This is a genomic window from uncultured Negativibacillus sp. (assembly GCF_944388365.1).
Classification (GTDB): domain Bacteria; phylum Bacillota; class Clostridia; order Oscillospirales; family Ruminococcaceae; genus Negativibacillus.
The window spans coordinates 1-18,359 of record NZ_CALXIN010000020.1 but is presented as its reverse complement, the minus strand read 5'-3'; the positions used below and the strand labels follow the sequence as shown (position 1 = coordinate 18,359).

Annotated in this window: 20 protein-coding genes; 4 read left to right on the top strand and 16 right to left on the bottom strand. The window is 50.8% G+C overall.

Annotated features, from left to right (window positions below; all coding sequences use genetic code 11):
- Positions 1-62 precede the first annotated feature (62 nt).
- From Q0L39_RS04765 to Q0L39_RS04745, 5 genes are all read right to left on the bottom strand, one after another.
- Positions 63-2,597, bottom strand: coding sequence for a penicillin-binding transpeptidase domain-containing protein (locus Q0L39_RS04765; protein WP_296627187.1), 2,535 nt, complete (start codon positions 2,595-2,597; stop codon positions 63-65).
- A gap of 147 nt (positions 2,598-2,744) precedes the next feature.
- A complete protein-coding gene (locus tag Q0L39_RS04760) occupies positions 2,745-3,242 on the bottom strand; it encodes a hypothetical protein (RefSeq protein WP_296627186.1) in 498 nt (165 codons plus the stop codon).
- Between the two features lie 53 nt (positions 3,243-3,295).
- Entirely contained in the window at positions 3,296-4,231 is a 936-nt protein-coding gene (gene rsmH, locus Q0L39_RS04755) for a 16S rRNA (cytosine(1402)-N(4))-methyltransferase RsmH (protein ID WP_296627185.1), read from the bottom strand.
- Between the two features lie 65 nt (positions 4,232-4,296).
- Entirely contained in the window at positions 4,297-4,719 is a 423-nt protein-coding gene (mraZ, locus tag Q0L39_RS04750) for a division/cell wall cluster transcriptional repressor MraZ (protein ID WP_296627184.1), read from the bottom strand.
- 505 nt (positions 4,720-5,224) lie between these two features.
- Positions 5,225-5,671 (bottom strand): PTS sugar transporter subunit IIA, encoded by a 447-nt coding sequence (locus tag Q0L39_RS04745; protein WP_296627183.1) that lies wholly within the window; start codon positions 5,669-5,671, stop codon positions 5,225-5,227.
- Positions 5,672-5,997: 326 nt separating this feature from the next.
- Between Q0L39_RS04745 and Q0L39_RS04740 the strand changes: the two genes are divergently transcribed.
- Both Q0L39_RS04740 and Q0L39_RS04735 read left to right on the top strand, forming a co-directional pair.
- Entirely contained in the window at positions 5,998-7,152 is a 1,155-nt protein-coding gene (locus Q0L39_RS04740) for a double-cubane-cluster-containing anaerobic reductase (protein ID WP_296627182.1), read from the top strand.
- Positions 7,153-7,163: 11 nt separating this feature from the next.
- Positions 7,164-7,925, top strand: coding sequence for an acyl-CoA dehydratase activase (locus tag Q0L39_RS04735; RefSeq protein ID WP_296627181.1), 762 nt, complete (start codon positions 7,164-7,166; stop codon positions 7,923-7,925).
- A gap of 101 nt (positions 7,926-8,026) precedes the next feature.
- On the opposite strand, the gene Q0L39_RS04730 is transcribed toward Q0L39_RS04735, so the two are convergent.
- The 11 genes from Q0L39_RS04730 to Q0L39_RS04680 form a co-directional block, all read right to left on the bottom strand.
- Positions 8,027-8,278: a kinase to dihydroxyacetone kinase gene (locus Q0L39_RS04730; RefSeq protein ID WP_296627180.1), complete on the bottom strand. Its 252-nt coding sequence runs from the start codon at positions 8,276-8,278 to the stop codon at positions 8,027-8,029.
- An 18-nt stretch (positions 8,279-8,296) separates the two neighbouring features.
- Entirely contained in the window at positions 8,297-9,541 is a 1,245-nt protein-coding gene (locus Q0L39_RS04725) for a U32 family peptidase (protein WP_296627179.1), read from the bottom strand.
- A 63-nt stretch (positions 9,542-9,604) separates the two neighbouring features.
- On the bottom strand, positions 9,605-10,948 hold the full coding sequence (gene mltG, locus Q0L39_RS04720; protein WP_296627178.1) for an endolytic transglycosylase MltG: 1,344 nt from the start codon (positions 10,946-10,948) through the stop codon (positions 9,605-9,607).
- Complete coding sequence (locus Q0L39_RS04715) at positions 10,938-11,588, bottom strand: 5-formyltetrahydrofolate cyclo-ligase (protein ID WP_296627177.1); 651 nt, start codon at positions 11,586-11,588, stop codon at positions 10,938-10,940. Before Q0L39_RS04715 ends, mltG begins: the two co-directional genes overlap by 11 nt.
- Positions 11,576-12,133, bottom strand: a complete 558-nt coding sequence (locus tag Q0L39_RS04710; RefSeq protein ID WP_296627176.1) for a DJ-1 family glyoxalase III — start codon at positions 12,131-12,133, stop codon at positions 11,576-11,578. Before Q0L39_RS04710 ends, Q0L39_RS04715 begins: the two co-directional genes overlap by 13 nt.
- A 97-nt stretch (positions 12,134-12,230) precedes the next feature.
- Positions 12,231-13,115 carry a GNAT family N-acetyltransferase gene (locus Q0L39_RS04705; RefSeq protein WP_296627175.1) on the bottom strand — a complete coding sequence of 295 codons (885 nt, stop codon included), beginning with the start codon at positions 13,113-13,115 and terminating at the stop codon, positions 12,231-12,233.
- 19 nt (positions 13,116-13,134) lie between these two features.
- Positions 13,135-13,989, bottom strand: a complete 855-nt coding sequence (locus Q0L39_RS04700) for a phosphatidylglycerol lysyltransferase domain-containing protein (protein WP_296627174.1) — start codon at positions 13,987-13,989, stop codon at positions 13,135-13,137.
- A 56-nt stretch (positions 13,990-14,045) separates the two neighbouring features.
- Entirely contained in the window at positions 14,046-14,534 is a 489-nt protein-coding gene (locus Q0L39_RS04695; protein ID WP_296627173.1) for a GNAT family N-acetyltransferase, read from the bottom strand.
- A gap of 67 nt (positions 14,535-14,601) precedes the next feature.
- Entirely contained in the window at positions 14,602-15,267 is a 666-nt protein-coding gene (locus Q0L39_RS04690) for a thymidylate kinase (protein ID WP_296627172.1), read from the bottom strand.
- A gap of 34 nt (positions 15,268-15,301) precedes the next feature.
- Positions 15,302-16,075, bottom strand: coding sequence for an FAD-dependent thymidylate synthase (gene thyX / locus Q0L39_RS04685; RefSeq protein WP_296627171.1), 774 nt, complete (start codon positions 16,073-16,075; stop codon positions 15,302-15,304).
- A gap of 175 nt (positions 16,076-16,250) precedes the next feature.
- Positions 16,251-16,997 (bottom strand): YdcF family protein, encoded by a 747-nt coding sequence (locus Q0L39_RS04680; RefSeq protein WP_296627170.1) that lies wholly within the window; start codon positions 16,995-16,997, stop codon positions 16,251-16,253.
- A 378-nt stretch (positions 16,998-17,375) separates the two neighbouring features.
- Between Q0L39_RS04680 and Q0L39_RS04675 the strand changes: the two genes are divergently transcribed.
- The gene (locus Q0L39_RS04675) at positions 17,376-17,660 is read left to right on the top strand and encodes a co-chaperone GroES (RefSeq protein WP_296627169.1); all 285 of its coding nucleotides are present in this window, start codon (positions 17,376-17,378) and stop codon (positions 17,658-17,660) included.
- A gap of 55 nt (positions 17,661-17,715) precedes the next feature.
- Positions 17,716-18,359, top strand: a 644-nt coding sequence (locus Q0L39_RS04670) for a TCP-1/cpn60 chaperonin family protein (RefSeq protein ID WP_296627168.1), incomplete at its 3' end; no start/stop codon positions are given.

Below are 18,359 nucleotides of genomic sequence, written 5' to 3'. Positions count from 1 at the left end.
ACGCTTCCCCTTCCCGCGCCATCCGGCACCGGTATTTTGATCAAAGAGCAGCTGATGATTTTCTATTCCGTTTGCACAGGCTGATCAGTCTGTGCAGCCGTATCTTCGGTTTCCTCACTCGGCGGCTCCAGGCTGACGGTGACAATGCTGCCGATCTCCGCCTGTGTTCCAGGAAGTGGGTCCTGGGTCATGACGATTTCCTCCTGACCCTCCGGTACCGTTCCGGTGATATTGATATTAAATCCGGCATTGGTGATAATCTGGTTTGCATCCGAAACACCGCGTCCGATGACATCCGGCACGGTTCCCATGCTGTTTGCTTCATCCTCATCGGTGTACAGGATGACTGTGCCGCCGTATGGCAGGGTCTTTCCTGGTTCCGGAATCTGTTTGAGGACGCTGGTTCCATCGCCGACGATCTCTGTCTTAAGTCCCGCAGAGCGGATGGTACTCTGTGCCTCATGCGGCTTCTGTCCCAGATAGGTTTGTACGGTGACATCGCCCTGTTCTGCCAGTTCCTCTTCGGTAAAGCTCGGCTCGTAGCCCAAATATGGCAAAATATCTTCCAGCATTGCACCAACAACCGGTGCAGCGATGGTCGAGGACTGTGCGTCACCGACAACTGGCTCATCCAGTGCAACCAGCACAGCGATCTTCGGATCGTCGGCCGGTGCAAAGCCCAGGAAGGACAGCACGTTACCGTACTGAACGCCGTTTTCATCAAAGTTATCCAGCTTTTCGGAGGTACCGGTCTTACCACCGATGCGGTAGCCTGGAATGGCTGCATTTCGACCGGTTGCATCCGAACCGCCGCCGACAACCTGCTCGCCCATGTAGCAGATCAGCGCAGAAGTATCCTCCGAAATAACCTGACGTTTGACCGTTGGTTCTATCGTTTCAACGATATTATGATCCGAATCAATGATCTGGCGCACGACATGCGGCTGCATCAGATTGCCGCCGTTGAGCGATGCCGACAGGCCAGTGATCAGCTGGATAGCCGACACCTTAAAGGTCTGGCCGAATGCGCTCGAGCTCAGCTCTGCAATTCCCATATCATCGGCTGTATAGTGAATACCGGTCGCCTCACCTGGCAGATCCACCTCGGTCAGATCACCCAGTCCAAAGCGGTCAAAGTAGGTGGTAAAGTTTCCCACACCGGTCGCCTGACCGATCTCAATAAACGAAGGGTTACAGGAATGTTTAACCGCTTCCATCAGCGTCTGTGCGCCATGACCGCCGTCACGTTTCCAACAGTGGATGGTGTTGCCTGCAACCTCTTTAAATCCATAGCAGTGGAAGGTGCTGTTCATTGTTACGCTGCCGCTGTCCAATGCAGCCGAAGCGGTAATCAGCTTGAATACCGAACCTGGCTCATACGGGTCAGAGATGACCTTGTTTCTCCACTGGCGGTTCTGTTCGGTCAGCAGCCACTCATCAAATTCGTCCTCGGTCAGACCGCCGCTGAGTGCTCTTGCACGAAGGTTTTCTGTCAGCAGGTCATTGGCGGTGATATCCTCCAGCGCGATCGTTGTTTCCTCCACCTCTACCGATGTCTGCTGTGTCTGCTCGTCGGTTGTCTGTTCGGTCGTCTGCTCGTCGGTCTGCTGATTGTCTTCTGCGGGAACAGGATTGGTGTTTTGCTCCTGTTTTTTCTTTGCGATCTCTTCTTCCAGACGAATAACTGCCTGTTTATCGGTCAGCTGCCGCGGATTATTTGGGTCAAAGTCCGGTTTGCTGGACATCGCCAGAATTTCACCGGTGTCCACATCCATGACAACGGCAAGTGCTCGCTCTTTGACCTCATGTTCGGCAACTGCGATTTCCAGATGCTTCTCGACAAAGTGCTGGATAACCTCATCAATCGTCAGCACCAGCGAGTTGCCGTCCTGCGATTCATACAGCTTTTCATACTGGAACGGCATCTCACCGTTCTGACCGTTTTTTGCAGAAACAATTCGTCCCTCGGTACCGGTGAGGATCTTGTTATAATACGACTCCAGTCCGTAGGCGCCACGGTTATCGTAGGCATTGACAAAGCCCAGCACCGTTGCCGCCAGATCATCAAACGGATAAACACGCTTGGTTCCCTGGCTGAGCTTGATGCAGTTGATTGCAACGCGGTCCTCCTGACCGACGCCGTTGATAAAGCTCTGGACCTGGTCCGCTGTTTCCTTATCTACCTTATAGGCAAGAACCTGCCAATAGGAGTTTTCATTCTTGGCCTTTTCGCGAATTTCCTCTTCTGTGACATCCAAAATTGCCGGCAATCCGTTGACCGGATCACACAGTGCCTGCAATTCCTTTTCGCGTGTTTCATCGTTTGAGCTCAGATTTGCCGGCTCAAAGACGACATCCCACACCGTTTTGCTGGTTGCCAGCGTTTTCATATTGGTATCGTAAATAGAACCTCGGTGCGGTTCAATGATCGTATCCTGCAGCTGCTGATTGAGCGCCAGCTGTTTATACTTATCCCCCTCGATCACCTGCAGATAGAACAGGCGGCCGATCAGCACGATACTGCATATAACGCACAGGATCAGCGCTACCAGCTCAATCTTCTTTTTCATCAGATTGCCTTTGAATAAACTTGCCATTTCTGTTACCATCCTTGCAAACAAGTACTGCTCAAATTGATTTGTGTCGGAAACAAAACAAGAGCTAAGACGTCTTTTCACTTCTTAACTCCTGTCACGGCGCAAAGCCTGTTTTTGCTGTCAGCGATTCTCACCGGCGGCAGCACGTTATTCCATTGTATTGTCCGACGGTTTGAGATATTCCATCACGCGCTCGATTGCGGACTTGATCTGTCCCAGCAAAGAATCATCGTGCTTTTCCACCGTGTCTACACTCTCCGACTCGGAGAAAGCAACATAGGTTACCTGGTCGTCACGCAGTTTGGACATTCCCCGTTCCCTTGTTACGGTGGATTCGATGTTGTTGAGCGCCATGGAACTCTCCAGCTCAGCAGTCAAAGTGCGGTACTCCGATTGCAGCTGCTCCAGCTTCTGTGTCTGGCTTGTAATGTTCATTGTGATCTCGGTGATCGATACCTGGCTGAAGATGATACCGATAATTCCCACAAAGAAGATGACAACGCAAACCGCAGTTTTGGCAATCAGATTGCGGGTTCTTCTTGCCTGTTCCCTCTGCCGGACCACTTTGATCTGCGGACGGGTTTTGGGCTGGGAATGTGTCTCAAATCTTCTTAAATCATATGCCAGATTGTTTGGTTTCTGCATGAGGATCGACCACCTTTACTTTTTAACGAGGCTCCCCACGGGCTGCACGGCCGTTACAGTCGTTCCAAAACCCGCAGCTTTGCACTTCTGCTTCGATTGTTTTGTTCAACTTCCTGTTGGCTAGGCTCAATAGGCTTTCGGCAAACCAGCTTTGCACGCGGCTTTTTGCCGCAGACGCAAACTGGAAATTCCGGCGGGCAGGTACATCCCACCGTATAGGAGGCAAACATCTGTTTGACGATGCGGTCCTCCAGCGAGTGGAAGGTAATGATACAGAACCTTCCGCCCGAGTTTAAACGTTCAAAACTTCCGTCAATACATTCCTTCAGATAATCCAGCTCGTGGTTTACCTCGATGCGGATAGCCTGAAAGGTTTGTTTCGCCGGATGTCCCTTGCCGCGCTTTGCCGCAGCGGGCAGGGCCTGCTTAATCAGATCCACCAGTTCAAAAGTGGTTTGAATCGGATGTTCCTGCCGTGCCTGCACGATGGCAGCGGCGATGCGTGGAGCAAATTTCTCCTCGCCGTAATCGCGAAGAATCCGAATTAAATCTTCCTTGGAATAGGTGTTGACAACATCATAGGCACTGAGTCCGTGCTGACTCATGCGCATATCCAGCTTGGAATCATAATGATAGGAAAATCCGCGTTCCGCCGTATCCAGCTGGCGGGAGGATACCCCCAGATCCAGCATAATGCCGTCGACCTTGTCGATGCCCAGGCTATCCAGAATCTGCGGAATATCCTTAAAATCGCCGCGGACAACCTGTGCTGCCGGATAGGGTGACAGCCGCTCGGTCGCCGTCTGAATGGCGTCGGGGTCTTTGTCGATGGCGATCAGCCTGCCGCCCTTTTGAGCGTCCAGCCGCATCGCCACCTGTGTGGAATGACCTGCACCGCCGGCGGTTCCATCGACATAGATGCCGTCAGGTTTAATGTTCAGCCCTTCGATTGTTTCGTTGAGCAAAACCGAAATATGTTGAAATTCCATTACACAGCCTCCAGCGTCCTCCTGCCCTCTGTCGCACAGCGGGCATTTTTCCTTGTCAAAACCGGCTAAAAGTCCAGCTCGTCCATCATCTGTGCCACCATATCGGGGGTGATCTCGGCACACATCTGTTCCCAGGCATCCTGATCCCAGATTTCCGCGCGGTTGGAAGCACCGATGATGACCAGATCCTTTTGCAGTCCGGCGTAATCGCGCAGACTCTGTGGAATCAGGATTCTTCCCTGCTTGTCCGGCTGCGCTTCGGTGGCACCGGCAAACAGATACCTCTGCAGTGCCGCCGCCTTGGAAACCGGCAGAGCGTTGAGCTTTTCGGTGAGCCGCTGCCACTCCTGCTGTGAATAGGCATACAGACATTTGACGCCCATTCCCTTGGAGAGGACAAAGCTTTCGCCGAGATCTTCGCGCAATTTTGCCGGAAAGTTGACCCTTCCCTTTGCGTCCAGACTATGCCGGTACTCGCCGATCAGCATCGCTTCACCACCCCAAACGCGATTTCCTTTTTTATCGGAAAGAAAAACGGGAGCAGGTTTTTTTCGGAATCAATCACCGCAGTTCCCTACTTTTCCCCACTTCTCTCCACTTTGTAATTATTATATCTTTGTTTACAAAAAAATGCAAGTATCTTTCCACCGAGGAAGTGAAATAATTTTACGACAAAATCGCCAATTTTTTCCAGTTTTATCCTAAATTTCATAGCATTTTCCTGTAATTATGACGAGGATTTCGCACACTATTCACCATTTGTTCACGAATTTTATGGCAGAGATGACCTGTGTACTTTTTTCACACATCGAATAAAATTTCCGCAAAATCCCGTAAAAATCGACCGGTCCTCCCACCTCTGTCCCGATTTGTGAAACCTCCCTGCTGTCATTTTGGGACCAGCCCCCACCTTACCTTGCATTAAATTCACAACACTTTCCTATTGGAAGGTAAAAAAATACCGGCAGTCCATCTCTGTCTGCCGGTGTGTTTTTATTCTTCGCCCCATGTCATCGCTGCAAAGAGCTGATCCTCATTTTCTGCTTTTTCCAGCGCCTGCATCACTTCGGTTTGACTAAGCTTTTGTGCGATCTCCATCATCAGCTGAATGTGTGCTGTATCGTCCGGTGCTGCCATCATCAGAACAATGTGCACAGGGTCATACTGCTTATGGCCAAAAGGAATCGGCTGTTCCAGTCCCATCATGCTGACACAGCTTGCAGAAACGTCCTCCCCTGGACGTGCATGTGCCACCGCAATTCCCTTCGCCAGCACGATATACGCGCCCAGCTGTCGGACATTTTCCAATGTCCGCTGCAGATAGGCCGGCTCAATCTTCTTTTCTTCTATCAGTGGCTGCGCCGCTTTTTCAATCGCTTCCTGCCAGTCTTTTGCCGAACACATTTTTACTGCCTGTCGATCCAGATAATTTTTGAGCATCGCCATCTTCCTTTCCCCAGTCAAATGTTGTTTCCCATCCCTATGATACACCATTGTTTTTCTTCTGACAAGCATCTTGGGTTTTTATACAAAAGAATTTCCCATTCTTTTTCAAAAAATATTCCCATTCTACAACGGACACCTCTTCGTATTTGTAAAAGCAATCAACCAACAAAAATGCATCAAAAATATCAATCGCTGTTTGCTTGACTTTATTCGCCTTTTTTCATACTCTTATCTTATCAACGCCAAATTGGTTAAATGACATTGCAGAATCGAACAATCGCACTGTTCTGTCGTCCAAATAAAGAGAGAGAGATGTTTCTATGCAAATTAAAAAAGAGCTGCCCGAAATCTTCAATGACTTTGGGGAAATGCGCAAAAAATCTTTCATGGCAGCCTATGAGCTGAAGCAGAAAGACATTCCTTTTGTTGGAACCTTCTGCACCTACTTCCCACAGGAAATCGCTTTGGCAATGGGTGCATGTGTTGTCGGTCTGTGTTCCACATCGGATGAAACCATTCCTGATGCAGAAAAGGACCTGCCTCGCAATCTGTGCCCGCTGATCAAATCCAGCTATGGTTTTGCCAAGACAGACAAGTGCCCTTATTTCTACTTCTCCGACCTGATCGTCGGTGAAACCACCTGCGACGGCAAAAAGAAAATGTATGAGTATCTGGGCGAGTTTAAGCCTGTTTACACCATGGAGCTTCCAAACTCCCAGAGTCCGATCGCACTGGAGCTGTGGACCAAGGAGGTCATCAAGCTCAAAGAAAAGCTGGAATCTCACTTTGGAACCACCATCACCGAGGATGACATTCGCAAACAAATCCGCATCATGAACAAGGTCCGCCGCGCGATGAAAGAATTCTATTCTCTGATGAAGCTGGAACCGGTTCCGCTGCTCGGTCAGGATATGTTCAAGGTGCTGTACGGCTCCGCGTATAAATTCGACAAAGAAGCTCTGCCAGGGGAAATTCATGCGCTGGTTGAAAAGATCAAGGCAGAATATGAACAGAACCCCAACAAATATCCAAAGGCTCCTCGTATTCTGGTCACCGGCTGTCCGCTCGGCGGCGGCGCGGACAAATGCGTCAAGGCGATCGAGGCAAACGGCGGTCATGTTGTCTGCTTCGAAAACTGCTCGGGTGCAAAATCCTTCGACAGAGAGGTTGACGAAAGCAATCCAGACGTTTACGCGGCGATTGCAGAGCGTTACCTGAGCATTGGCTGCTCGGTCATGACACCAAACCGCAACCGCATCGAGCTGCTGGATCGTCTGATCGACGAATTCCACATCGACGCTGTTGTTGAAGTCACCCTCCAGGCCTGCCACACCTACAACGTAGAAGCCCTGAGCATCAAACGCTTTGTCAACGAGAAAAAAGGCATCCCATACATGGCAATCGAAACCGATTACTCCACCTCGGACATCGGTCAGCTCAACACCCGTATGGCTGCATTTATCGAGATGCTGTAAGGAGAGTGCCCATGTTCACATTAGGAATTGACTCTGGTTCCACCACCACCAAAGGTGTGCTGTTCGACGGAGAAAAGATTGTCCGCACCGGCATCCTGCCGACCTCGGCAAATCCCAGAGACAGCATTCACAAACTCTATCAGTCGCTGTACAACGATGAGGTTGCCTACACCGTATCCACCGGTTACGGCCGTGAACTTCTCGAAACAGCAGACAAACAGATCACCGAAATCACCTGCCATGCCCGCGGCGCTGCTTTTCTGAATCCAACCATCCGCGCTGTTGTAGACATCGGCGGTCAGGACTGCAAGGCGGTCCTGCTGGACAACGGACTGAACGTCGTTGACTTTATCATGAACGACAAATGCGCTGCCGGCACCGGCCGCTTCATCGAAGTGATGATGCGCATCCTGGAGGAGGACATCAAAAACATCGACTCCTTTGTCGAAGGCCACGAACCAATCAACATCACCAGCATGTGCACCGTCTTTGCAGAGAGTGAAATCGTCAGCCTGCTCGCCAAGGGCGCTGACAAGGGAGATATTGCGCTGGGCATCATCAATTCGATCTGCCGCCGCACCTCCTTCTTTGCACAAAAACTTAACCTGACCGGTGACATTTTCTTCAGCGGCGGACTTGCTCAGTTTGAGATCTTCCGCTCCACACTGGAAAGCTATTTGAAGATTCCGGTTCACACCTCGCCGCTGTCACAGTATGCAGGTGCGATTGGCGCTGCCGTTATTGGCTACAACAAAGTTAAGCGCCAAGCCTAAAACAGACATCCTGGTTTTTTCCTTTTAAAAAGGTCCCGTCGGACTTGTTCCGGCGGGACCTTTTTCATTGCTTCCGAGGTTTTACAAAAACCTCTTATTGATTAACCATGCAGATGTTCGGACTGGCGCTCCATATTCTCCACGACGATGTCGAAGATTTCGCCCAGCGTCGCACAGTATTCCAGCAGCTTCCACGGCTCATTGGTGTGGTAATGCAGCTTCATCAGCTCCTCATCTCCCACTACCAACAGACAATCTCCCTGGAAGTGCTCGATAATATAATCGTTAAGCTCGTCCTCGCTGGGTTTGCAGCCTTCGATCAGCAACTGGGTGTCAAATTTATACTCCAACATATCTTCTGCCTCTTTTCTTTAATCCTTTGCGGCGCGTCGGATAATCGCTCCCTGCGGCAGGTGCAGACCATTTGCCGGCATGGTGAACTTCATCATCGCATTGTTTGCCGATTCACGTGCATTGCCCTCTGCATCGGTGATGCTGGTCACCTGATATACCAGCGGGCGCTGATACTCACTGGTCGATGGGCAGAGGATTTCCACCTCTTCTCCCACCGAGAACTTGTTGCGCTGGGTGCAGTAAAGTACATCCCCTTCGGTTTTATCCACCACAGCAACAACATCCCACTGACGGACATAGCCGCCGTTTTCATAGTACTGTCCCTGCTCTGGACGTCCAAAGTAAAATCCGGTGGAATACTGGCGGTGGCTGACCTTTCGGGTTTCCTCCTCCAGCCAGGATGGGAGCTTGAAGTTTTTCGGGTCCTTCTTGTACAGATCAACCGCCTGACGATAGGCGTTGGTGACCACTGCCACATAATAGAAAGATTTTGCACGGCCCTCGATCTTCAGGGAGGTGACGCCGGCGTCGATCACCTTGTCGATGTGTTCGATCATGCACATATCCTTGGCATTGAGGATGTAGCTTCCCTTTTCATCCTCAAAGATAGGAAAATACTGACCAGGGCGTTTTTCCTCGACCAGATGATAGCCCCAGCGGCAAGGCTGTGCGCACTCGCCACGGTTGGCATCGCGTCCCACCAGATAGTTGGACAGCAGGCATCTGCCCGAAAAGGACATGCACATTGCGCCGTGGACAAATGTTTCAATCTCCAGCTCCGGCGGTGTCTTGTCACGGATGCGGCGGATGTCGTCCAGCGGCAGCTCCCTTGCCAGCACAACTCGTTTGGCGCCCAGCTTATACAGCTCGTTGGCAGTCAGATAGTTGACGATGCCGGTCTGCGTGGAGATGTGGACATCCACATCAGGAATGACGCGCTTTGCCTCCATCAGTACACCGATATCCGCAACGATCACCGCATCCACGCCCGCAGTCTGTGCGTTGCGCAGATAGTCCGCCAGCTCTTCCACTTCACTGTTGAGCGGCAGAGTATTACAGGTCAGATAGACCTTGACATCCCGTGCATGTGCATATTCCACTGCTTTTTTCATGGTATCAAAGTCAAAGTTTGCCGATGAAGCACGCATTCCAAAGGCTGTTCCGCCCAGATAGACTGCATCTGCGCCGTAGTTTACCGCATAGGTCAGTCGTTCAAAATCCCCGACCGGTGCCAGCACCTCGGGATAGTGTGTATTTGCCATGTTGTTCCTCCGTCATTGACTCAAGACAACCTCAGACCGTCCGTGGTCTGAGGTTGTAGTTGTTTATTCTCCGGTTTCCTCCACTGCAGCTTCTTTTTCCAGCTGTGCATTGACCTGCTCAGCCTTCTGAATGTTCGCCTCATGCTCTTGCAGTGTGGTTGCAAAATAATAGTTGCCAGCATCATCCGAAACAAAGTAGTAGTAATCGGTATCTGCCGGATTGATGGCAGCTTCGATTGCATCCATACCAGGGTTACAGATTGGACCTACCGGCAGACCTACCACCTTGGTAGTATCGTACGCGTCGTACATTTCCTGATTATCCTCGGTCATAAAGCTGCGGATATCATCGCGGATATAGTTGGTGGTTGCATCCGACTGCAGATACGGATAGTTTGCGCTGTTGTTCAGACGGTTGTGGAATACCGACGAAACCATCTTCATGTTCTCCAGGTCGGTTGCTTCCTTCTGGATGATCGAGGCAAGGGTGATCAGATTGTCCAGCTCGCCCAATCCATTTGGCAGGTTGCGGATCTGCTGCATTACCTCGCTGTCCACACGGTTATCAAAGTTCTGGAAGAACTTGTAGACAACCTCCTCCGGATTCATGTTGGTGTAGAACTCATAGGTATCAGGGAAGATATAGCCCTCATACTTGCGGAAACGCAGCTCGTCATCCGGTACCAGTCCGGCAAAGTCATAGCTGTCGTAGTCGCCGTTTTCCAGCGCATCATAAAATTCCTGCGCGGTGCAGACATTATTTTCTTCCAGCAGTTCTCCGATCTGACGTTCAGTCATACCTTCGGTAAAGGTGATGGTGACAATATCCGACTCTTCGCTGTCATCGGACAGGTGGCTCATGATCTGGTCATATCCCCACTTATTGTTGAGGACAAAGGTTTTTGCAAGGAAGGTGCCCTCCTTGTCCTTGAGCTTTGCATACAGTTCAAAGACAAATTTGTGGGTGATAACGCCGTTATCCTTCAGGACATCCGCTGTTTTGCTCAGCGATGCAGCCTGTTCTTCGGTCAATGTGACTTCAATCTGTTGATCGGTCTGACCCAGACCCAGCAGATCGCTGGCACTGGTCAGCGCAAAATAGGCCAGGAAGATTGCAATACCCACAAACACGCAGATCAAAACAAAGCTTTGTGCAAAACGGCTGAGCTTGGACTGACCGCGGCGTTTTTTAGGGCGTCGATTGGCGTCCGATTCGTCATAGCCTGCAAAGTCATCAAACCCATCCGAAACGACCTTCATATCCTCGTCGTCCTCGTCCTGCGTATTATCAAAAAATTGCATGGTCTGATCGCCAAAAAAGTCGTCACCGCCTTTTTTGGAGCTGTTTGACTTGGGATGGCTGCCAAAATAGCGGCTCAGTTCCTCCCTGTCCTTCTCATTCCTCATGTTGTGTCTCCTTTCGTCCTCTGCTCAGGATTTTTTTATGTTTGAAGCGATGTACCGACGGCCGGCATCTGCGGATATACCGATCGGTCACCAGCACGTCGATAGGCACATCATAGCGTCCCCCAATCAATCTTGGGCGCACACAGTCGCTATAATTGATGCCGATTTTTACCCCCTCAAATCCTGACAGGTAACGGTCATAGTAACCGCCCCCATACCCCACGCGGTAGCCACGAAAATCATTGCAGAATGCCGGAACGATACAGATTGCGTTCTTTGTCTTTTGCAAGATCGGCAGATCCTCCCGCGGTTCCAGAATGCCATAGGCTCCCTCCTGCAGGTCCTCCATTCCGGTAATCAGATGCATATTCATCAGGCGGGTGTTTTCCACGCAGCGAGGCACCGCTACCTGTTTTCCATCCTCCCACGCCTTTTTGAGCAGGCGCAGGGTGTCCACTTCCAGCTCCTTGGAAACATAGGCCACCACCGTTTTCGCCGCGCGGTACTGCTCCATCGAGATCAGCCGCTCATAGATGGCCTGATCCTTGCGCTCTGCCACCTCTTTTGGCATCTCGCGGCGGATCTTGCGCATCTGCTGGCGGATCTCCTTTTTATATAACCTCAAATCTACTTTTGGCATTGGATTTCATCCTTTACAGCCTGGGCCGCCTCCTGTCCTTTCAGGCAGGTGATCAGCTGCAGCGCAAATTCCAGGCAGACTCCTGCGCCGCGGGCGGTCACATATTTACCGTCGATAACCACCGGAGCACCGGTATAAACGGCGCCTGCCGGCTCAAAACCAGGGTAGGAGGTCGCCTGACGACCATCCAACAAACCGCGTTTGCCCAGAATGGACGGTGCTGCGCAGATGGCGCCCACCCAGATTCCATGCTGGTCAGCATAGGCAAGCAAGCGGTCAACAATCGGAGAGCGATCCAGATTCTCGGTGCCCTTTTTGCCGCCTGGCAGCACGATCATCTCCATCGTTTCCGGCTCAATCTGAGCAGCAGTGGTATCGCACAAAAAGGAAACTCCGTGCGAACCGGTCACAATGCGGCCACCATGCACCCCTGTATCGGTGCCGACTGCTGCGGTCTGTACTGGAATGCCTGCGCGTCTGAGCAGGTCAATCGGAGCCAGTGCTTCCATCTCTTCAAATCCTTCTGCAAGAAATACAGTTACCATACCATTCAGCTCCTTTTCTATAATTCCTTGGGTTTCTCTGCTTTCTGTCAAAGACAGCACTGGACACCGCGCTGACCTTGACCAAACTTTCTTTTTGTTAATCCAGAATAAACGGCAGATAAGCCTGTCCGGTACGCTGCGGCTGCTGCGACGGCGGCAGATAGAATCTGGCCATTCCCGCCCATTCTGCTTCCTTCTGGGCTTGTGCCGTCAGGCGCACCTGTACCTGTGCCTGTGAAAACATTCCGCGCAGCGCCTCGGTCAGTGTCCAGACGTCCTCTCCTGGTTCAGGCAGCAGCTCCTTGGCGATCACTTCGTTTGGCTGATAGCGGTAGAGATAGCAGATACCGCACTGCTTGCCCTGACGTGTCAGTGCATAGATGCCGCCGTGATACAACCGGCTTTCTCCTGCAGCAAACGCCATGGCATTCTGCGGCCACAGGATGCTGTCCTGCCCAATCAACCGGCAGTGATGCTGCCAGTATTCCTCATCGGACAGCGGCGTCAGCACAAATCCCTGTGCTGCGTCGGCGGTTTGCTTTGGCGGAAAGGTCTGCTGCCAGCGGGTAAACCAGGGTTCATAGCCTCGCTTCTGATAAAAGTGGTACAGACTTTGTTCGGCTGGCGCCAGCAGCGCCATCTCTACTCCCTGCTGCTGCATCCACTCATCGGCAGCAGTCAGCAGCTTTGTGGCGATCTGTCGGCCCTGAGCCGCAGGCAGCGTTCCCACAGCAAACAGATAATACGCACGATACAGCCGCTCTCTGCCCTGCCACTGTCCCCGATAGGTGCAGGGCAGCAATGTGAGCATCCCAAGCAGCTGGTCGTCATCATAAAAGGCCAGCGTCTGGTCGGCACGATAGCGGGTGGAAAAATACAGCTGCAAATAGGCGTCGTCCGCATCAAAGCATTCCCGCCAGATTTTTTTCATCTGTTCGATTGCACTGTTGTCCCCTGCTGTCACAAATCTGATCTGTTCCATCGGTTGCTCCCTCTGTTTTTTATAACGTCTCTACAAGTTTTGCATCATATTTTTTGAGCAGGATCTGCGGCAGATAGGACAGTTTTGCCTTGCGCAGTCCCTCCAATCCGGTGTCATCCTCTCGGTTAATATAGCGGTAACCTTCACAGCAGTGCAGCGCAAACTGCTGGTTAATCATCTGATAGGCGCCGCGAACATCGGCAAATGCCTTTTCAAAATGGACGACAAAGGTGTCACTGTTGAGCGGATGGCCGATCGAATAGGCTACAATGCGGCCATTGGTGCGGATCAGTCCACCCACCAACTCCTCCTCAAAAAAGTGGTCGAACGCCGAGCGCAGTGCCGCCTGCTCCTTCAGCAGTCCGCTGCCCAGCGACAATTCATTTTGCTCGTTCCACAGCTGATTCATCTGCCAGCATTCGTCAATATTCTCTCGGGTAATCGGTTCAAAACTCCAATCGGGATTAGATGTTTTAAAGGCATTCAGATGATTTTTCTTTGCATGCAGCTTTTTGCCTTTTAACTCCACCAGCGATTCCCGCTCATAGATATAGTCAAAATAGTCGCGTTCCTCGGTGAAGGTAAAACGACCAGGGAATATTGTTTGGAGCTCTTGTTTCATCGGTTCCAGAATCAGCGAAACAGTAAAATTGACATTGTTTTTCCGTGCATCTGCCGCCATCTCCTCGATGACCGGACGCACATCTCCACGTCCAAACGGATAAAGGTAGGAAAACTCCTTAAAACCGCTGCGAATGACACCATAATCATTCATTCTGGCGACCTCTGTCTGGTGAACATGTCCCCAGTTGAAGAGGTCGGTAAAGCTGTATTCACAGCTGTTGTAATCGGAGTATCCCAGCAGTTCTTCCATCCATTCTTTGTCCTGTAAGGTAATTCTGTGAAAATCCAAGCAAACGATCCTTTCTTTTAATCTGCGTCTTTTGGCTGCTTTGTCATGATTTCAAACATCTGTCCCGAAAAGCGGTGATGAACCTGACAGCGTCGAACAAAGCCCATCTTCTGATACAGATGGATTGCCCGCTGGTTAAACGCCGCTACTGCCAGACGAAAATTTGATGTCTGAAACTTTTCCTGTGCAAATGCAAGTCCTGCCTGCATGAAGCTGCTTCCTCTGCCCTGTCCACACAGTGCAGGGTCCATCCCCAGACCAAAATCCAGCAGGTCGGGTTCATAGACAGTCGCTTCGTGCGGCTGAAGCGGAATTCTTGCGGATGCACCAAAGCAAAAATAGCCAATCAACGCCCCGTCCTGCTGGCAGGCAAAATAGCTGCCATCCATCAGCTCCGCCATTGTCTCCTCATCCGGCGTAAAGCTGTACAGCGCATACTCCCCTTCATACTTCCAGTGGGAGATCTGCTGTGCCAGAGGTCGGGTCATCGGTGTAATAGTGTACATATAGATTTCCTTCACAACTGTTCGGAAAGGTCGCCGAGTGATATCGGCATCTTTTTCCTTTCTTTATTTACTTTAGATAGGGCGCTGCCTGCTCCCAAATCATCTCCGCAATCTGCTCGATAGGCAGCGGCTGCTCTCCATCACAGCAGGACAGCACCTTCCATCCGCAGCGCTTTGCTGCATAGAGTGCTGCCTCGCGGCAGGAAAGAAGATACTGGAAGTTTGCCTCGTGCAGGTCTTTTTTGCTCTCATCGCCGTGGTAGCGTTTTTCCAGCAGTTTGCGGGAGGTCTGCGGCTGCATATCCAGATACAAAACCAGATCCGGTCTTGGCAGTCCCATTTTGTCGTACTCCAGATCCTCCAGCCAGCCCAGATACGCATCCCACTGGTCCTTTGGAAGCTTGGTCGCCTGATGATACATATTGGCTGTGGTGTAGCGATCCAGCAAAAAGACACATCCCTGCGCATAGTCGTCGCGCATGTGGCGGCACCAGGTACCATAGCGGTCGACGCTGTACAGCACCGAGGCCGCATAGGCTCCGACCTGATCGAGCGTTCCCAGCTCGCCGCTGAGATAGGCTCTGACCAGCGCCGAGGAATCTTCCTCATAGTTTGGGAACTTGATCTGACGCACCTGTTTGCCGGTCTGCTTGGCGCGCTGACGCAGCAGTTCTATCTGCGTGCTCTTTCCGCTGCCGTCCAGACCTTCGATAATAATCAGTTTCCCCTTCATACAGGGTCCGTCCTCTCCTGATGGTATTCTCTCTTTAGCATCGGCTGTTTTTCTTCAAAAATTCAGCCCGCACCTGTTCCATCTTTCCGCAGGTCATCTTTCCTTCCGGACATGGTCCGCGCAGACAGCCCGGACCCGCTTTGGCAAAGATGGTCGGCGCAATCGGCTGCACCAGATGCAGCATCTGGGTGGCGACGTCGCGGATCTCCCACTGTGCACGGTTGCAGCAGCGCAGCTGGAAAAAGTTAAGCAGGCTGCGTGCGTTCATAGTCAGAATCATCTTGGTATCGCAGGCGTTTGGCAGCACAAAGCGCGCATCCTCAATCGCACGTTTTTCCGCCATGCTGCGGGCGCGCTTTTCGTCGACGCCCTCTGCGATCAGCTGTTCAAAGTTTTTCTTCTGCAGAATGTCAGTCAGCTGCAGATACTGCTCGTGCGCCGAACGCATCGCCTGCTGATACAGCTCGCTGGCCTGTGGATCGGCGGCAATCTGCGGTGGTGTCACAAAAGAAAACTGCTTTTCCTTGACATACCGCTGGCTCTGCACCGAAAAGGATGCAATACGGTGGCGGGTGATCTGCGCAAGCAGTGTGCGGGAGACCTCCTCAATGCCAAAGGTAAAGCTGATGTGTTCGATCGGGCTTTGGTGGCCAAAGTCGCTGAGCATCTGCAAAAAGCCGGTTGTTTTTTCCTCGTCCAATCCGTCCATCAGATCCTCAATGGTTGCCGGACTGTAACAGAGCTTTGCCGAGGCAGCAACAAGTTTTTCGGGGTCGGGTGTATGGGCTATCAAAGTAACCTTTGCCATCCTGACACACCTCCATCTTTTTCATAAAATCACAAGCAGGAAGGGCAGAATCTACCTCCTTCCATCCTTTACCCCTCATTATAGCAAATCACAGCCCGATTGAACAGAGGCTAGCGTCTCAAAATCTTCTACCGTTGTCCCCATACTTTTGTGCAGATTCCTCCAAAATCTCCCGCTATCCGATCAAAAACATCTTCAGGATGCCGCACAATTCCCGCACAGCATACGAGGGAATGACCAGCACCGGCGTCCGTCCCGAAATCGCGAGGGCGTCTGCTCCATACCGGCGGACGTACAGCCACGCCCGCAGCTGATGAAATCCATCGGTGCAGACAATCAGATTTTCACTTAAGTCCTCCTGCTTTATCAGTGCAAGCGAATTTTGGATGTTGGTATCGGTGTTGGTGGAGCGGTCCTCCTCATAGATGCGCGATTCCTCGATGCCGTTGTCAATCAAAAACTGTTTCATCACACTGGCTTCGGTGCTGGTTTCGTTGTCGCCCATTCCACCGGACACTACGCAGTTCGCCTGTGGATTCTGCAGCAGATAGTCCCTGGCCGCCAGCAGACGGCGCTGCAGCATCAGAGAAGGCTGGTCGCCGTTGACCTTGCATCCCAGCACAATGACCGTGGCTTCGCCGCTGGTCTGCGGCTTGCGTCCATAGGCAAAATAGTTCCATACAACAGCGTGCACAACAAGCACCGCTGCCATCAATATCGCAAAAACTGTCAGCACTCTTTCCCTCCGTCCCCATTTTCTTTCGACAACAACAATCGCCGATAAAAACAATCCAAATCCACACAGCAAACCGGAACCGACATTAAAGACGCCAAGAACAGCACCTGCCAGTCCCATCAGAAAGAACAATATTCCCAAAAGCACAAACAGTGTTTGTTTGGGTGTCCATCTATCTTTTACCATTCTGTTTCCTTCCTTTTATTTGTAAAGCAATTTCCTTTTCCTCTCGGTTCTATTTCACACCTGAGAGAAATATTCTGATAGTTGTATCCTACCACAAATCGGCGCAAAATTCACCCTCTTTCCTACGCTGGTCTTATAATTTTTTGTAAACGTCTTCGACGGATTTTTGGTGATTGACGGCAGCATTCTATCCATAATTTGAACAAAATGTTAATTTTATCGTTTGTTTATGAATTTCTTTTGGAATCCCTTGATTTTTTCTGGAAATGAGGTACAATACATTTAGCACTTAAAGATACCGAGTGCCAAAACTTAAAAAGTTTCGTTTGAAACAACATTGTTTATTATTTTATTTCATTTATATGGAGGAATACAGTCATGAACATCAAACCATTACTTGACAGAGTTGTTGTAAAAATGGTAGAGGCTGAAGAAACCACCAAGAGCGGCATCATTCTGGCAGCTGCTGCACAGGAAAAACCACAGATCGCAGAAATCGTTGCTGTTGGTCCTGGCGGTGTTGTTGACGGCCATGAAGAAAAGATGGTTGTTACTGTTGGTCAGAAGGTTCTGCTGAGCAAATATTCCGGCACACAGGTAAAGGTTGACGGCGAAGAATACACCATCCTGCGTCAGTCCGACATCCTGGCAGTTGTTGAATAATTCCATTCACATCGTTTTGATTGATTGTTTTTAATGTACTGGAGGTTATGTTATCATGTCCAAAGTAATCGCATACGGCGAAGAAGCAAGAAAATCTTTGCAGAAAGGTATTGACCAGCTGGCTAATACCGTAAAAATTACCCTGGGTCCAAAGGGACGCAACGTTGTTCTGGACAAAAAATTTGGTGCACCACTGATCACCAACGACGGTGTTACCATTGCAAAAGAAATCGAACTGTCCGATCCATTTGAAAACATGGGCGCACAGCTGGTAAAAGAAGTTGCTACTAAAACAAACGATGCAGCTGGCGACGGTACTACAACCGCTACCCTGCTGGCACAGGCTCTGGTTCGCGAAGGTATGAAGAATGTTACTGCCGGCGCAAACCCAATGGTTCTGAAAAAAGGCATCCAGAAAGCTGTTGACACCGCTGTAAAAGCTGTTATCGCTAACTCCCAGAAGGTAAACGGCTCCGCTGATATCGCAAGAGTTGCTACCGTTTCCTGCGGCGACGAGGAGATCGGTAAACTGATCGCAGAGGCAATGGAAAAAGTTTCTGCTGACGGCGTTATCACTCTGGAAGAATCCAAGACCGCTGAAACCTACACCGAAGTTGTAGAAGGTATGCAGTTTGACCGCGGCTACATCTCCCCATACATGGTTACCGATACCGACAAGATGGAAGCTGTTCTGGACGA

Coding starts and splice junctions, on each gene's coding strand:
- Q0L39_RS04765 (WP_296627187.1), bottom strand. CDS start 2,597: ATGGCAAGTTTATTCAAAGGCAATCTGATGAAAAAGAAGATTGAGCTG.
- Q0L39_RS04760 (WP_296627186.1), bottom strand. CDS start 3,242: ATGCAGAAACCAAACAATCTGGCATATGATTTAAGAAGATTTGAGACA.
- rsmH (WP_296627185.1), bottom strand. CDS start 4,231: ATGGAATTTCAACATATTTCGGTTTTGCTCAACGAAACAATCGAAGGG.
- mraZ (WP_296627184.1), bottom strand. CDS start 4,719: ATGCTGATCGGCGAGTACCGGCATAGTCTGGACGCAAAGGGAAGGGTC.
- Q0L39_RS04745 (WP_296627183.1), bottom strand. CDS start 5,671: ATGCTCAAAAATTATCTGGATCGACAGGCAGTAAAAATGTGTTCGGCA.
- Q0L39_RS04740 (WP_296627182.1), top strand. CDS start 5,998: ATGCAAATTAAAAAAGAGCTGCCCGAAATCTTCAATGACTTTGGGGAA.
- Q0L39_RS04735 (WP_296627181.1), top strand. CDS start 7,164: ATGTTCACATTAGGAATTGACTCTGGTTCCACCACCACCAAAGGTGTG.
- Q0L39_RS04730 (WP_296627180.1), bottom strand. CDS start 8,278: ATGTTGGAGTATAAATTTGACACCCAGTTGCTGATCGAAGGCTGCAAA.
- Q0L39_RS04725 (WP_296627179.1), bottom strand. CDS start 9,541: ATGGCAAATACACACTATCCCGAGGTGCTGGCACCGGTCGGGGATTTT.
- mltG (WP_296627178.1), bottom strand. CDS start 10,948: ATGAGGAATGAGAAGGACAGGGAGGAACTGAGCCGCTATTTTGGCAGC.
- Q0L39_RS04715 (WP_296627177.1), bottom strand. CDS start 11,588: ATGCCAAAAGTAGATTTGAGGTTATATAAAAAGGAGATCCGCCAGCAG.
- Q0L39_RS04710 (WP_296627176.1), bottom strand. CDS start 12,133: ATGGTAACTGTATTTCTTGCAGAAGGATTTGAAGAGATGGAAGCACTG.
- Q0L39_RS04705 (WP_296627175.1), bottom strand. CDS start 13,115: ATGGAACAGATCAGATTTGTGACAGCAGGGGACAACAGTGCAATCGAA.
- Q0L39_RS04700 (WP_296627174.1), bottom strand. CDS start 13,989: ATGGAAGAACTGCTGGGATACTCCGATTACAACAGCTGTGAATACAGC.
- Q0L39_RS04695 (WP_296627173.1), bottom strand. CDS start 14,534: ATGTACACTATTACACCGATGACCCGACCTCTGGCACAGCAGATCTCC.
- Q0L39_RS04690 (WP_296627172.1), bottom strand. CDS start 15,267: ATGAAGGGGAAACTGATTATTATCGAAGGTCTGGACGGCAGCGGAAAG.
- thyX (WP_296627171.1), bottom strand. CDS start 16,075: ATGGCAAAGGTTACTTTGATAGCCCATACACCCGACCCCGAAAAACTT.
- Q0L39_RS04680 (WP_296627170.1), bottom strand. CDS start 16,997: ATGGTAAAAGATAGATGGACACCCAAACAAACACTGTTTGTGCTTTTG.
- Q0L39_RS04675 (WP_296627169.1), top strand. CDS start 17,376: ATGAACATCAAACCATTACTTGACAGAGTTGTTGTAAAAATGGTAGAG.